This is a genomic window from Lentzea sp. CC55, assembly GCF_021056325.1.
Taxonomy (GTDB): Bacteria; Actinomycetota; Actinomycetes; order Mycobacteriales; family Pseudonocardiaceae; genus Lentzea; species Lentzea jiangxiensis.
The window spans coordinates 34916-48096 of the sequence record NZ_JAJCXE010000054.1 but is presented as its reverse complement, the minus strand read 5'-3'; the positions used below and the strand labels follow the sequence as shown (position 1 = coordinate 48096).

The window sequence follows — 13181 nt, the reverse complement described above, 5'->3', positions numbered from 1 at the left end:
GCGGTACTAAAGCACGGCGAGCGGGGTCGGCCCGGAAGGGGGAGGGAAGGCGGTGTCGAGGTCGGCGAGGTCCTCGGTGGTCAGTCGCAGCTCCAGCGCCCGCGCGTTCTCCCGGACGTGCTCGGCGGTGCCCGCCTTGGGGATCGCGGTCACGTGCGGGAGCCGCAGCACCCACGCCAGCGCGACCTGGGCGGGCGTGGCGCCGTGCCGTCCGGCGACCGAGGCGAGCGCGGGGGAGTCCAGCAGCCGGCCCTGCTCGACGGGGGAGTAGGCCATGACCGGGATGCCGGTGGAGGCGTGCCACGGCAGCAGGTCGTGCTCGGGGCCGCGGCGGGAGAGGTTGTAGAGGATCTGGTTGGTCTGGCAGGAGCCCGGCAACGCCGTCAGCTCGCGCATGTCGTCCAGGTCGAGGTTGCTGACACCCCAGTGCCGGATCTTGCCGGACTCGACCAGCGCGGCGAAGCCCTCCAGGGTCTGCTCGAACGGCACGCCGCCGCGCCAGTGCAGCAGGTACAGGTCGAGGCGGTCCGTGCCGAGCCGGCGCAGCGACGCCTCGCACGCCCTCACCGTCCCCGCCGCCGACGCGTGGGAGGGCAGCACCTTCGACACCAGGAACACCTCGTCGCGCCGGCCCGCGATCGCCTCGCTCACGAGCTCCTCGGACGCGCCGTTCGCGTACATCTCGGCCGTGTCGACGAGGCCCAGCCCCAGGTCGAGGCCGGTGCGCAGCGCGGCGATCTCGTCGGTGCGCCTGCCGGGGCGCTCGGCCATCATCCAGGTGCCCATGCCGAGCGCGGGGATCGTCTCGCCGGAGGGGAGCAGCACGGTCATGCCCTCCAGCTTGCCGGGTACGTTGGTCTGATGCGACGTACGGGCCTGGTCCTCCTCGTGCTGCTCGTCGCCGCCCTGGCGGTGGCGGCGCAGCTCGTGGACCTCCCCGACGGCGCCGAGCTCCGCGCCTTGGTCGACTCCGCGGGCGCCGCGGCACCGGTGGTGTTCGTGGCGGTGTGCGCGCTCGGCACGGCGGTGTTCTTCCCGAAGCCGGTGCTCGCGACGGCGGCGGGGCTGCTGTTCGGCGTGGGGTGGGGGAGCGCGCTCGCGATCGCGGGGTTCACCGCGGGCGCGATGATCGCGTTCGCCGTCGCCCGCGGGCTCGGCCGCGGCACGGTGGAGGGCTGGCTCGGGGAGCGGTTCGCCGTGCTCGAACGGGTCTTCTCGCGGCGCGGGGTCGAGGCGACGCTCGTGATCAGGCTGTTGCCGGTCCTGCCGTTCGCGCTGGCCAACTACGGCGCGGGCGTGACGTCGGTGCGCGGCGGGCACTTCGCGCTCGGCACCGCGCTCGGGCTCGTGCCCTCGACGGTGCTCGCCGCGGTGCTGGGGGACGCGCTGAGCGACCTCGGCTCACCGCGCTCGATCGTCGCGTTGTCGATCTGGGCGGTCCTGGCGGCCGTGGGGGTGTGGTGGGGCCGGAACTTGATCACAGCGGCCGCACGGGCCTCCTAGGGGCCTTGCCGAGGCACGCAAAAAGCCGCCCCGGCGGGAGACCGGGACGGCTTGGAGCGTCTGCGACCTGTCAGGTCGAGATCAGGCCGTGCGAGTGCGGCGTCCGCGCAGCTCTTCGAGGCGCTCGTCGAGCAGCTCCTCGAGCTCGGGGATCGACCGGCGCTCCAGGAGCATGTCCCAGTGCGTGCGCGGCGGCTTGATCTTCTTCACCTCCGGCTCGACGCCGTCGATGATCTTCGACTCGGTGCCGTGGAGACGGCATTCCCAGGTCGGCGGCAACTCGGCGTCGTCGGAGAACGGGACCTCGAAGTCGTGTCCCTTCGGGCAGGCGTACCGCGCTGCCCGGCGCGGAGCGAGATCGTGGTTGCGATCGGTCTCGTAGCTGACTGCTCCGAGCCGGCTGCCACGCAAAACGCGGTCGGCCATGGCGGTGTCCTTTCGCTCGGCTCAGGGCCGGGGCCCAGGCTTCTTGCTCACCGTGTGCAACGCCCGGATTGCTCCGTTTGTTTCCGGTTCGCTCTCATGGTCGCCCACAGTGACGTCGTTCACTCGTCAACGAAGGCTTCCTACTAATGGATGCGATCGCCACAGGATCGTGACGCGTTATCAAGCTTCTGCGCTCGTGCATCACTCTAATGGCCCAACGAAGGCCGTGGGTAATCGCCTAGGCCAACCGGAGTTGGCCACTTTGTGCGACGTCAGGCCCCAGGTCTCCCAACCTAAAGTGACGCCTGCAGAGCACCTGATAGCGCACAGTAGTTTCCGTGTTGTCGGTAACACCGTCGCTCTCCGTACCCGACCGGTGCTGTTCCGTGTCCGGAACCGTGTCGGCGACGAGAACGGTGTCCCCGGCCCGGATCACCTGTCCGGCGCGCACCCGTGCGTTGAACCTCCCGGGTACCCCGCACCAGCACAGGACCTCGACCTGGATGGCCTTCAGCTCGTCGGCGAGCTCGAACAGCCGCCGCGATCCGGGGAACATCTCCCCGCGGAAGTCGGTGGCGAGCCCGAAGCAGTAGACGTCGACCTGGACGTCGTCCGCGAGCTCCGCGAGCTGCTCCACCTGCGCCGCCGACAGGAACTGCGCCTCGTCGACGATCAGGTAGTCGACCCGCCGGCCCTCGGCCCACTCGGCGCGGACCAGGTGGCGGAGATCGTCGTCGCGGATCTCCGAGGCCGCCCGCGTGATGCCGATGCGGCTGGAGATCTGCGGCCTGCCGGACCGGTCGTGCCGGACGAGCAGCAGCCCGCGCCGGCCCTGGCGCGAGTTGTTGTGGTCGATCTGCAGGGCGAGCGTCGACTTGCCGCAGTCCATCGGACCGAAGAAGAACTTGAGGTGCCCGACCACCGGCGTCGAGCGCCGGGAACCAGCGACAGGAACAGCGGAAAGGGCGTCTGTCGGATCGGGGAGGGCGTCCACGGCGGGTCACCCTAGTGCCTGGATCCCGATCATGAGGAATCCCCACGGTCCGTCCTTCTCCATCGTCCGCCCCTCCGGGTGCGACCTGCTACTTCCGGGAAGACATAGCCGCTGCCGCCGGTTTTGAAACATTGACTCTGTTTGTAATCTTTATTACTTCAGTGTTGACTGAATTCAATCGTTACCGGTGGTCGGCGAGGCGTTCGGTCAGGGGGAGTGGACGTAGCCCTGAACTACAGCAACACGCCCAGCCGTGGGCGGGTGGGCAACGTCAGACGCGGACGGCGTGTCCGGGCGGGGTAGGGGAGGGCCGCGCCGCGTCGGCGGCGTGACCTCGGCCTTCGAGCACTCGTTTTGGCTGGTGAGGGGCGGCCGCACGCGCCGGCGCCCGTCTGGCGGCGCCTGAAGTTGCCCCTCCGGCTTGCTTCGCCTACTCAATAGCTTCAGTGTTGAATGAACTTAACTCTTCGTCACCACTCGCTTTCCGATATAGCTCGCGCCACGATATACTCCTCGACATGAGTGGTCGAGTCATGTCGGAGCAGGCGTTCCTGGTGCTCACGGCGCTGGCGGAGGAACCGCTGCACGGGTACGCGATCGTGCAGGCGGTCGAGCAGCTGTCCGAGGGGCGGACGGTGCTGCGGGTGGGCACGTTGTACGGCGTCCTGGACCGGCTGGTGGCGGACGGGCTGGCCGAGCGCGACCGCGAGGAGGTGCACCAGGGGCGGCTGCGGCGCTACTACCGGCTCACCGACTCCGGAGTGCGGGCGTTGCAGGCGGAGGTGGCGCGGCTGAGCGCGAACGTGCGCGCGGCGAGCGCGGTGCTGCGGAGCAGGGGGTTGCAGGCGTGGGCGGGTCGGGCGTGAGAAATCTGGAGCGGCGGTACCGGTCGTTGCTGAAGGTGCTGCCGGGGTGGTACCGGCGGGACCGCGAGGAGGAGATGGTCGGGATCTTCCTGGCCGAGCGGACCGACGACCTCGACCTGGAGCACAGCTGGCCGGGGTGGGGGGAGACGTGGGCGGTGCTCGGGCTCGCGGTGCGGACGCACTTGGCGGCCGGGGCGGCGTTCACGGGTGTGCCGGCGAGGGTGGCGTGGCGCGGGGAAGCGGTGCGGGCGCTGGGGATGCTCGGGTTGCTGCTGGGGCTGTACTACGCGACGGCGGCGGTGGTGGTCGTGCTCGCCGACCGGCACGGTCCGGGTCCCGTGTGGTGGCGGGTGCTGGAGCTGGCGCCGTTCGTGGCGTTCGCGGCGTTGCTGGACGGGCGGCGGACGCCGGCCAAGGTCGCGGCGGCCGCGCCGGTGGTCGTGTCGGTGCTGTCCGCCGGGGATGTGCGGACGGCGTTGATGTCGGCGACGTTCGCGGTGCCGTCGCTGGTGATGTTCGCCTGTCTGTGCCTGGGGTTCCACCGCGAGGCGCCTACGCCGCCCGCGCGCGGGTCGCTGTGGTGGGGTGGGGGAGCGGTGCTGCTCGGCGTGGTCGGCGGGTTCGCCACGGGGACGGGGCTGCTGCTCGTCGGGCTGGTCACCGCGGCGGTGCGCGTCTTCGCGTTCGTGCGGGGTGATGCGGTGTTCGGGCGGGCGTTGTCGGTGTTCGCGTTGCTGCAGCTGGTTCCGCTGGTGGTGCTGGCGGCGGCGTGGGGTGAGGTCACCGCCGAGCGGAACGTGCTGGCGGCGGTGCTCCTGCTCGCGGTGGTGGCTCCGGTGCGGCGCGGGCGGCGGGTCCGGGCGTGACGAAGGGGCGGTGCCGGTGCGGCACCGCCCCTTCGTGGTGTGGTCAGACGAGTTCGGGTTCCCTGTTGCCGACGGCTTTGATGGCGCGCCGGACGGGGACGAAGATCAGCAGGACGAAGCCGGCGACGAAGAAGATGATCAGGGCGAGGATGGCGGGGCGCAGGCTGCCGGTGGCCTGGCCGACGCCCGCGAACACCAGCGGGCCGAGCCAGCTGGTGGAGCGCTCGCCGACCTCGTAGAGCGAGAAGTACTGCGCTTCGCGGCCCGGTGGCACCATCTGGCTGAAGAGGCTGCGGGACAGGGCGTTCGTGCCGCCGAGCACGATGCCGATGCCGGCCGCGACGAGGTAGAACGACGTCTCGTCGCCCGCCTGGACGAAGAACGCCGCGGTGATCACGACGATCCACACGACCAGGGAGCCGAGGATCGTCTTCTTGGCGCCGATGCGCTTGGCGACGGCTCCGTGCAGGACGCCGCCGATGAAGGCGACGAACTGGACGATGAGGATCACGGTGATCAGCGTCTGCTGCTCGAACTTGAGCTCGACGCTGCCGTACTGGGCCGAGACGTTGGCGACGGTGGCGATGCCGTCGGTGTAGATCAGGTAGGTGCCGAGGAACGCCAGGGTGAGCGGGAAGGCCTTGGCCTGCCTCAGGGTCGTGCCGAGTTCCTTGAAGCCGGCGGAGATGACCGAGGCGCCGTGTTCGCGGCCGTGCGGGCTCTGGTGCTCGGTGAGGGCGCGCAGCGGGATGATCGTGAAGGCGGCCCACCAGATGCCGGAGATGACGAACGCGATGCGGGCGGCGTCGCCGGAGGTGATGCCGAGGGAGTCGGCGGACAGGGTGATGCCGAGCTGGATCGCGAGGGCGACGCCGCCGCCGAGGTAGCCGAAGGCCCAGCCGCGGCTCGAGACGGCGTCGCGTTCGTCGGGGGCGGCGATCTCGGGCAGGAAGGCGTAGTAGACGACGACGCTGGAGCCGTAGCAGATGTTGGCGAGGACGAAGAGCAGGACGCCGAGCTTCCAGTTGGTGCCTTCGACGGCGGCGAGCGCGATGGTGGCCGCGGAGCCGGTGAAGGCGAAGAAGCCGAGCATCTTCTTCTTGTTCTGGGTGCGGTCGGCGATGGCGCCCATGACGGGCAGCACGATCACCTGGATGACGGTGGCGGCGGAGAGCAGGTAGCCCCACAGCGAGCCCGAGGGGAACTGCAGGCCGAGGAGCGTGACGTCGCAGCGGTCGAAGGCGTTGTCGTTCGCGCAGGGGTTGGCGCCGTTGAGCGCGGTGTCGGCTTTGGCGGCGTTGGTCGCGATGCTCGTGAGGTACAGCGAGAGGAAGACGGTGATCACGGACGTGGGGAACACGGAGTTCGCCACGTCGTACCAGACCCAGCCGCGTTGTTCCCTGCGGCGGCCTGCGGTGTTGGCGTCGGCGGCGTCGTCGCCCTTGACCTTCATGTCGGCGGACTGTACTTGTCCGCCGACGCCTCCCATGATCGGCTGTCCAACCTGTTACCAGCTGTTGCGGGACTGGAGAACTCGGCGCAGGACGTCGGGCCGGTCGGTCACGAGTCCGTCCACCCCGAGGTCGAGCAGGGCGTGCATGTCGGTCTCGTCGTCGATGGTCCAGACGTGGACTTCGAGGGCCCTGCGGTGGGCGGCTCGGACGAAGCGGCGGTCGACGATGTGCAGGCGTCCCTGGTTGACGGGGACCTGGGCGACCTGGCCGCGGACGGCGAGTCCGGCGAAGGGGACGCGGCCCGCGGCCCAGAGGGCTCCGGCGGAGCGGGGGCCCATGGAGGTGAGGAGCCCGGGGCCGGCGAGGCGGCGCAGGCGGGCGAGGCGGTTGTCGGAGAAGCTGGCGAGGCAGACGCGGTGCAGGGACTTGGCCTTGCGCAGCAGGGTGATGACGGGTTCGACGGCGTTCTCGGACTTGACGTCGATGTTGAAGAACGTGTCGGGGAGCTCCTCGAGGACGTCGGCGAGGCGGGCGACGGGTTCGCGGCCACCGATGTTGGCGCGCTTGACCTCGGTCCAGGGGAGTGCGGAGACGACGCCGGTGGCGTCGGTGGTGCGGTCGAGGGTGTGGTCGTGGTGGACGACGACCTCGCCGTCGGCGGTGGCGTGGACGTCGGTCTCGACGTAGCGGTAGCCCTCCTGCACGGCCCTGCGGAACGAGCTCAGCGAGTTCTCCATGCCGGTGAGGTCGTCGACGTGCCAGCCGCGGTGGGCGAAGGCGCGGGGGTGTGGGCCTGCGAGGTAGGGATGTGTCACGCCGTGGAGTCTGCCTTCCGGCGGTGGCTCCGGGGTGGACGGTGGGTGGCGACACACTTTCTTCTTGTTCTCTATGATTTCAGTGTTGACCAAAGTAGAACTCATCGAGGTGCCACGCAGTCACGCCTGATCGAGCCAAATCCAGCAAAGACGCAAGAGGTCGACCGAAGTTGATCAGAATCGCCCCGGAAACGACACCAGCGGACCGCGGGGTACTGTCCGGTTCCCTACGAAGGTCGGGCTTTCTGGCGCGTCGCTGGAGACCACCCGCCGGCATTCGCTACCGTCGCGCGCCATGGAGCGCTCCATGGAGGCGGATGAGCCCAGGCACTGTGCGTGGTGCGGGAGGCGGTTGCCGGGGAGTGGGCGGATCGGCCGGCCGAGGCGGTACTGCGCGCAGCCGTGTCGTCAGCGGGCGTACGAGCGCAGGGCGGCGTTGCAGCGCGGTGGTCTGCCGGAGGACGCGGTGGTGCTGAGCACCGCGGAGCTGGCGGACCTGCAGGACAGGTTGTTCCAGCTGCGGTGTGCCGCGGAGGACGTGGTGACGGCGGCGCAGGACGGGGCGGAGAACGAGGAGCTGAGGAAGCTGGCTGCCGAGCTGGTGGAGTCGGCGAAGGGTTTGGAGCGGCTGCGATAGCCGTTCGCCAAGTAGCGAACCTACCGGCGTAGCGGGTTGCTTACGTCCGGTGATCGGACGATCATGACGCGCGTGACCTCCTACTGCCGCACGGTGCTGGACCGGGCGGGTGTCGGCTATGCCGTGACGGATGCGCGCGGGAACCTGTTGTGGTGCAACCGCGCGCTGGGTGCTGTGCTGGGGGTTCCGGTGGAGCAGGCGTACGGGCGGTCGTTGCCCGCGCTGCTGCCGGGGGTGCCCGAGGTGCCTGCTCCGGTGCGGGAGGTGCTGGCACCGGGGCCGAAGTGGCTTGAGGTGCGGTGCTCCCGGCTGGGTGACGACCTGATGTACGAGGTCGTGGACGTGTCGGCGTGGCGTGATCGTGAGCTGACGGTGACCCAGGAGGCGGACGCGTTGCGCCGGGCGCAGGCGTTGGGCCGGATGGGGACCTGGGAGTGGTCGATCCGCGAGGACCGGGTGACGTGGTCGGACACGTTGCTGGAGATGTTCGGGTTCGAGCCGGGGACGGCGTTCGACTTCGGGCTGTACTCGCAGCTGGTGCACCCGGAGGACCTGCCGATGATCGAGGAGACGCTGGACGCGGCTCTGAAGACGGGGTCGGTGTTCACGTACACGCACCGGATGTTGCGTCCGGACGGCAAGGAGCGGGTGTTCGAGTGCTTCGGTGAGGTCGTGCTGGGTGATGACGGCTCGCCGTTGCGGGCGTTGGGCACGGCTCATGACGTGACGCAGTCGTCGCGGGTGCACGACGAGCTGCTGCGGATGGCGGAGCAGGACCCGTTGACGGGGTTGCCGAACCGGCGGGCGTTGACGCGGGCGTTGGAGCGGGAGCTGGCGAACAACGGTTCGGGTGCGTTGCTGGTGCTGGACCTGGACAACTTCAAGGACGTCAACGATCTGCGCGGTCATGCGGTGGGTGACCGGGTGATGCGGATGCTGGCGTCGGCGTTGCAGTCTCGTTTGGGTGACAGGTTGATCGCTCGTCTGGGTGGTGATGAGTTCGCGGTGGTGTTGCCGGGGGCGTCGCCGAAGGACGCGTCGGAGGTGGCGGACGGGCTGCGGGACGCGGTGGCGGGTTTTCCGCTGGCGGGGACGGGGACGCCGGCGCGGATCACGGTGAGCACGGGGCTGGCGGAGTTCGGTCCGGGGGATTCGTGGGAGCTGGTGCTGGCGAACGCGGATCTGGCGTTGTACGCGTCGAAGGCGGCGGGCCGGGACCGGGTGACGGTGTACGAGCCGAACCACTACGCGGACACGGTGAAGCGGGTCAGTGTGCTGGACCGGTTGCGGGCGGCTCTGGCGGGTGGCGGTCTGACGTTGTACGGGATGCCGATGGTGGAGTTGTCGTCGGGTGTGACGCTGGGTCATGAGTTGTTGTTGCGGTTGGAGGACGGGCAGGAGCCGTATTTGGGGCCTGCGGACTTCCTGCCGGTGGCGGAGCGGTCGAACCTGATCCTGGACGTGGACCGGTGGGTGTTGTCGACGGCGATCGACGCGTTGGTGGCGCAGCCGGATTCGCGGTTGCGGTTCAACGTGAACGTGTCGGGCCGGACGTTGGAGGACCCGGAGTTCGGGGATTTCGTGCTGGACAGGCTGGGGTCTGCCGGTGTGGCGCCGGGGCGGCTGGGGTTGGAGATCACGGAGACGGCGGCGGTGACGAACCTGGACGCGGCGGTGGCGCTGGCGACGCAGCTGCGGGGTTTCGGGTGCCGGATCACGTTGGACGACTTCGGTTCGGGGTTCGGGTCGTTCGTGCACTTGAAGCACTTGCCGATCACGGGGATCAAGATCGACGGTGAGTTCGTGAAGGGCATCGAGACCAGTGACGCGGATGCGGTGCTGGTGTCGGGGATCGTGCGGATCGCGGACGGGCTGGGGTTGTCGGCGGTGGCGGAGTGGGTGGAGCGTCCGTCGCAGGTGGAGGCTTTGCGGCGGTTGGGGGTGCGGGTGGGGCAGGGTTTCCACCTGGGCCGGCCGGTGCCGTTGCGTGATGTCGTGGACGCGGAGCGCATGCGTCCGAATGGCGCATTGTCGTCTCGGGTGGTCGGAGCAGAGGATGGTGCGCGCTCCTGATCCCCGCCTGATGGGATGCCCGTGTCGTCTTGTGGTCTTCGTCGTCTTGAGTTGAGCGTTGCCGAGCCCGAGTTGTCGGTGGATTTCTTCGCCGGGGTGCTGGGGTGGGCGGTGATCGCGGAGCCCGGTGGGTCGTTCTCGGGTTTCGTGGGTGATCGGCTGGCGGCTCGGGTTGTTGCGGGGGATCAGGGTTGGCACGTGTTCTTCGGTGGTGACGGGGCGCGGGCGTTGCGGGCGAATTCCTCTGTGGACGGTGGGCGGGTGTTGCACGGTCCGTGGGCGCCGCCGCCGCGGCATGGTGAGCCGTGCTGGGTGCAGTTGCTGGCGAGCGCGCCGGAGCAGGACGACGCCTACTGGACCGCGGAGCTGGGTTGGGGGTCGGCGGCCGGGGATGGGGCGCTGGGGCTGTACACGTCGGCTCGGCACGGTGGGGCGCGGCCGGTGGCGGGGACGATGCGGTCGTGTCCGGGCGCGGTGTCGCACTGGGGTGTGTTCTTCGCGGTGGACGACGTGGAGGCGGCGTGTGCGCGGGTGGTGGAGCTGGGGGGCGAGGTGGGTACGGGTCCCGGTCTGCTGCCGATCGGCAGGGTGGCGTCGGTGGAGGGCCCGCACGGCGGGTACTGCGGGTTGCTGGAGGGGCCCGCGGGGTGGGGCGGGAACTGGGCGGGTTAGTGGCTGGGCGGGTTAGTGGTCAGGTTGCCGCGAGGCGTCCTGCTGGGCGTGTATCACCCAGCAGGGGTTCTGGCGTGAGCCTCTGGGTCATTGCTGCAGTTCGGGTGGGAAGCCGCCGGTGGCGATGGGGCCCCAGCTGTCGATGGTGATGCGGATGAGGGCTTTGCCCTGGCGCAGCATGGCGGCGCGGTACTCGTCCCAGTCGGGGTGTTCGCCTGCTGTGCAGCGGTAGTAGTCGACGAAGTCGTCGAGGGCGTCGGGGAGGTCGAGGACTTCGGCGGTGCCGTCGACCTGGACGTAGGCGCCGTCCCAGTCGTCGGAGAGCACGCACAGGGTGACGGCGGGGTTGCGGCGGGCGTTGCGGACCTTGGCGCGCTGGGGGTAGGTGGAGACGACGATGCGGCCCTGTGCGTCGATGCCGCAGGAGACGGGGGAGACCTGCACGCCGTCGGTGCTGCTGCGGCGGGTGATGAGAACGCCGTGGTGGCGGGGGCGCAGGAACTCGAGCAGCTGTGGCCGGTCGACCCGGTCGGACGTGGCGATCTTCGGCATGATGTGCAGCATGGCACGGTTCACCTCGTTCGACGGCACGCAGCTCGCTTACCGGGAGGTCGGTGGGGGTGCTCCGCTGGTGGTGCTGGCCGGTGGTCCCGGCCGGGCTTCGGAGTACCTGGAGACGTTGGGCGGGCTGGAGGGGTCGCGGCGGCTGGTGGTGCTGGACAACCGGGGGACGGGGGAGTCCGGTGAGCCGGCGGATCGGGTGACCTATCGGCGGGATCTGCTGGTGCGGGACGTGGAGATGTTGCGTCGGCACCTGGGGCTCGCGGTGGTGGACGTGCTGGGGCATTCGGCGGGTGCGGGGATCGCGATGGGGTATGCGGCGGATTTCCCGGATCGGGTGGGGAAGCTGGTGCTGCTGGCGCCGGCGTTGCGCAGTGTGGGGTTGTCGCCGGAGCGCGGTGACTGGGACGCGTTCCTGGCGGCGCGGGCCGGTGAGCCGTGGTTCGAGTCGGCGACGGCGGCGCTGCGGCGCACCGGGGAGGGTGACGTCTCGGTGGAGAACCGGGTGGCGGTGTCGCCGTTGCTGTACGCGCGGTGGGACGAGCGGGCGCGGGCGCATGCGCGGGCCGAGTTGGGGCAGTGGAACTGCGAGGCGGCGCGGGGCTACAACGCCGAGGGGGCGTTCGTGCCGGGGGTGTTGCGGCGGGCGTTGGTGGAGTTCGGTCACCCGGTGCTGGTGTACGCGTGTTCGGAGGATCCGATTTCGCCGGTGCGGCGGTGCCGGGAGTTGGCGGAGCTGTTTTCCGATGTGACGGTGTTCGTGCACGAGGGTGTGGGGCACTACCCGTGGGTGGAGGATCCGGACACGGTCGCGCGGCAGGTGGAGGCGTTCCTGCGGGGCTGATCGGGTGGGGTCAGCGGGCGGCGGCGGTGGCGACGCGGTCGCGGCCGTTGTTCTTGGCCTGGTAGAGGGCTTCGTCGGCGGCGAGCAGCAGCGGGGACAGGTCGGTGGCGTTGTCGGGGAACACGGCGGCGCCGACGGAGGCGGTGAGGCCGGAGACGACCTGTTCGCGGCCGAGGCGGTCGACGGCGACGATGTGCAGGCTCGCGATTTCGAAGCGGATGCGTTCGGCGGTGGCGCGGACCTCGTCGGTGCTGACGCCGGGCAGCAGGACGGCGAACTCCTCGCCGCCGAAGCGGCCGACGAGGTCGTAGGAGCGCACGGAGTGCTTGAGGGCGTCGGCGACGGCGCGCAGGACTTTGTCGCCGGCGAGGTGGCCGTAGGTGTCGTTGATCTGTTTGAAGTGGTCGAGGTCGAGGATCAGCACGCCGACGGTGGACAGCAGGCGGCGGGCGCGTTCGATCTCGCGGCCGGCGACGTCGTGCCAGAAGGTGGCGTCGACGAGGCCGGTTTTGGAGTCGGTGCGGGCGGCGACGCGGAACTGGGGTAGCAGCAGGCCCATGTGCAGGGCCAGGACGGTGAGCAGCAGCAGCGGGGTGAGCCAGGGGCGGCTCGACATCATGATCGCGAGTACGGAGCCCAGGCCGATGGAGGCGAGGATGATCAGCTGGTCGGAGGCGTTGCCCAGGGCGGCGCGGGCGGGCTGGTCGCGGTTGGTCATGACGATGGCGCCGACGACGAGGGCGTAGTTGACGAGCCAGTAGGCGAGGCCGGCGCTGGTGAGGGCGAGCAGTCCGAGGGGTCCGTCAACGTCAAGAGGCCGGTTCGAAAAGATGCGAAGAATGAGTTGCGCGGCGGCGCATGCGAGTACGACAGTGGCCGCGGAGAACACCTTGCGGAACAGGACCGCGCGTCGTTTGTAGACCCGGAGCCACGCGTGCAGGTAGCTGATGGTGATCAGCGCGACCAGCAGGGGCGTCGGTAGTACGAGCACGCCCGCGAACAGCCACACGGACTGCATGTGGGCGTGCGGTGAGCCTTCGCGGGAGATCTCGCGGATGCGCTCGATTCCCTGGGCTGCTTCGAGGTGCAGCACGGCGCCGCCGGCGAGCAGCAGGAACAACGGCCAGGTCAAGGCCTCGGCAGGGGTACGCCATGCGGTGGCGATCGTGACGAGGGACGCCGAAACGACCACCGTCACGACATAGGCCAGCACCGCAGGAGGAAGCGACCATAACCTCCATCGGCGCGGGTCGAGCCCAGGCACGCTGCCACCCCCACACCACCGTCAGGAAGAAACAACTGTAGCTACCGGGTAACTCAAAGTCGTGGCTCCATGTGGGGGACCTCACCCTGAGTAGTACTCACGATTTCCGCATCCCTTTTGTCGAAGGAGATCCGTCATGATCGTCCGCACTTCTTCCCCGCGTCCCGTCCGCCCGAACGACTGGCAGCGTCCCAACGACTGGCAGC

14 protein-coding genes are annotated in these 13181 nt (G+C 69.7%); 7 read left to right on the top strand and 7 right to left on the bottom strand.

Features of this window, described 5'->3' with window-relative positions; all coding sequences use genetic code 11:
• Positions 1–6: 6 nt before the first annotated feature.
• A complete protein-coding gene (locus L6E10_RS32880) occupies positions 7–831 on the bottom strand; it encodes an aldo/keto reductase (RefSeq protein WP_236224044.1) in 825 nt (274 codons plus the stop codon).
• Between the two features lie 30 nt (positions 832–861).
• Here L6E10_RS32880 and L6E10_RS32875 point away from each other — a divergent pair, with 30 nt between their 5' ends.
• The gene (locus L6E10_RS32875; protein ID WP_236224043.1) at positions 862–1503 is read left to right on the top strand and encodes a TVP38/TMEM64 family protein; all 642 of its coding nucleotides are present in this window, start codon (positions 862–864) and stop codon (positions 1501–1503) included.
• An 81-nt stretch (positions 1504–1584) separates the two neighbouring features.
• Here the strand turns inward: L6E10_RS32875 and L6E10_RS32870 are convergent, their stop codons facing one another.
• Positions 1585–1929, bottom strand: coding sequence for an RNA polymerase-binding protein RbpA (locus tag L6E10_RS32870; protein WP_065919117.1), 345 nt, complete (start codon positions 1927–1929; stop codon positions 1585–1587).
• A 238-nt stretch (positions 1930–2167) separates the two neighbouring features.
• Positions 2168–2923 (bottom strand): thymidine kinase, encoded by a 756-nt coding sequence (locus L6E10_RS32865; protein ID WP_236224042.1) that lies wholly within the window; start codon positions 2921–2923, stop codon positions 2168–2170.
• Between the two features lie 533 nt (positions 2924–3456).
• Between L6E10_RS32865 and L6E10_RS32860 the strand changes: the two genes are divergently transcribed.
• Positions 3457–3789 (top strand): PadR family transcriptional regulator, encoded by a 333-nt coding sequence (locus tag L6E10_RS32860; protein ID WP_374237591.1) that lies wholly within the window; start codon positions 3457–3459, stop codon positions 3787–3789.
• Entirely contained in the window at positions 3786–4655 is an 870-nt protein-coding gene (locus tag L6E10_RS32855) for a hypothetical protein (protein WP_236224040.1), read from the top strand. Before L6E10_RS32860 ends, L6E10_RS32855 begins: the two co-directional genes overlap by 4 nt.
• A 43-nt stretch (positions 4656–4698) precedes the next feature.
• Here the strand turns inward: L6E10_RS32855 and L6E10_RS32850 are convergent, their stop codons facing one another.
• Entirely contained in the window at positions 4699–6108 is a 1410-nt protein-coding gene (locus L6E10_RS32850) for an MFS transporter (protein ID WP_236224039.1), read from the bottom strand.
• A 54-nt stretch (positions 6109–6162) separates the two neighbouring features.
• Entirely contained in the window at positions 6163–6924 is a 762-nt protein-coding gene (locus tag L6E10_RS32845; protein WP_236224038.1) for a glycerophosphodiester phosphodiesterase, read from the bottom strand.
• Positions 6925–7219: 295 nt separating this feature from the next.
• Between L6E10_RS32845 and L6E10_RS32840 the strand changes: the two genes are divergently transcribed.
• The 3 genes from L6E10_RS32840 to L6E10_RS32830 all read left to right on the top strand — a co-directional run bounded on the left by L6E10_RS32840 (position 7220) and on the right by L6E10_RS32830 (position 10306).
• Complete coding sequence (locus L6E10_RS32840) at positions 7220–7561, top strand: hypothetical protein (RefSeq protein ID WP_030475304.1); 342 nt, start codon at positions 7220–7222, stop codon at positions 7559–7561.
• A gap of 72 nt (positions 7562–7633) precedes the next feature.
• Positions 7634–9634: an EAL domain-containing protein gene (locus L6E10_RS32835; RefSeq protein ID WP_236224037.1), complete on the top strand. Its 2001-nt coding sequence runs from the start codon at positions 7634–7636 to the stop codon at positions 9632–9634.
• A 51-nt stretch (positions 9635–9685) separates the two neighbouring features.
• Positions 9686–10306 (top strand): VOC family protein, encoded by a 621-nt coding sequence (locus L6E10_RS32830; protein ID WP_236224036.1) that lies wholly within the window; start codon positions 9686–9688, stop codon positions 10304–10306.
• Positions 10307–10393: 87 nt separating this feature from the next.
• Here L6E10_RS32830 and L6E10_RS32825 read toward each other — a convergent pair whose 3' ends face one another.
• Entirely contained in the window at positions 10394–10858 is a 465-nt protein-coding gene (locus L6E10_RS32825) for a PPOX class F420-dependent oxidoreductase (RefSeq protein WP_236224416.1), read from the bottom strand.
• Positions 10859–10868: 10 nt separating this feature from the next.
• Here L6E10_RS32825 and L6E10_RS32820 point away from each other — a divergent pair, with 10 nt between their 5' ends.
• Complete coding sequence (locus L6E10_RS32820) at positions 10869–11711, top strand: alpha/beta fold hydrolase (protein ID WP_236224035.1); 843 nt, start codon at positions 10869–10871, stop codon at positions 11709–11711.
• A 10-nt stretch (positions 11712–11721) separates the two neighbouring features.
• On the opposite strand, the gene L6E10_RS32815 is transcribed toward L6E10_RS32820, so the two are convergent.
• On the bottom strand, positions 11722–12975 hold the full coding sequence (locus tag L6E10_RS32815; RefSeq protein ID WP_236224034.1) for a diguanylate cyclase: 1254 nt from the start codon (positions 12973–12975) through the stop codon (positions 11722–11724).
• Positions 12976–13181 lie beyond the last annotated feature (206 nt).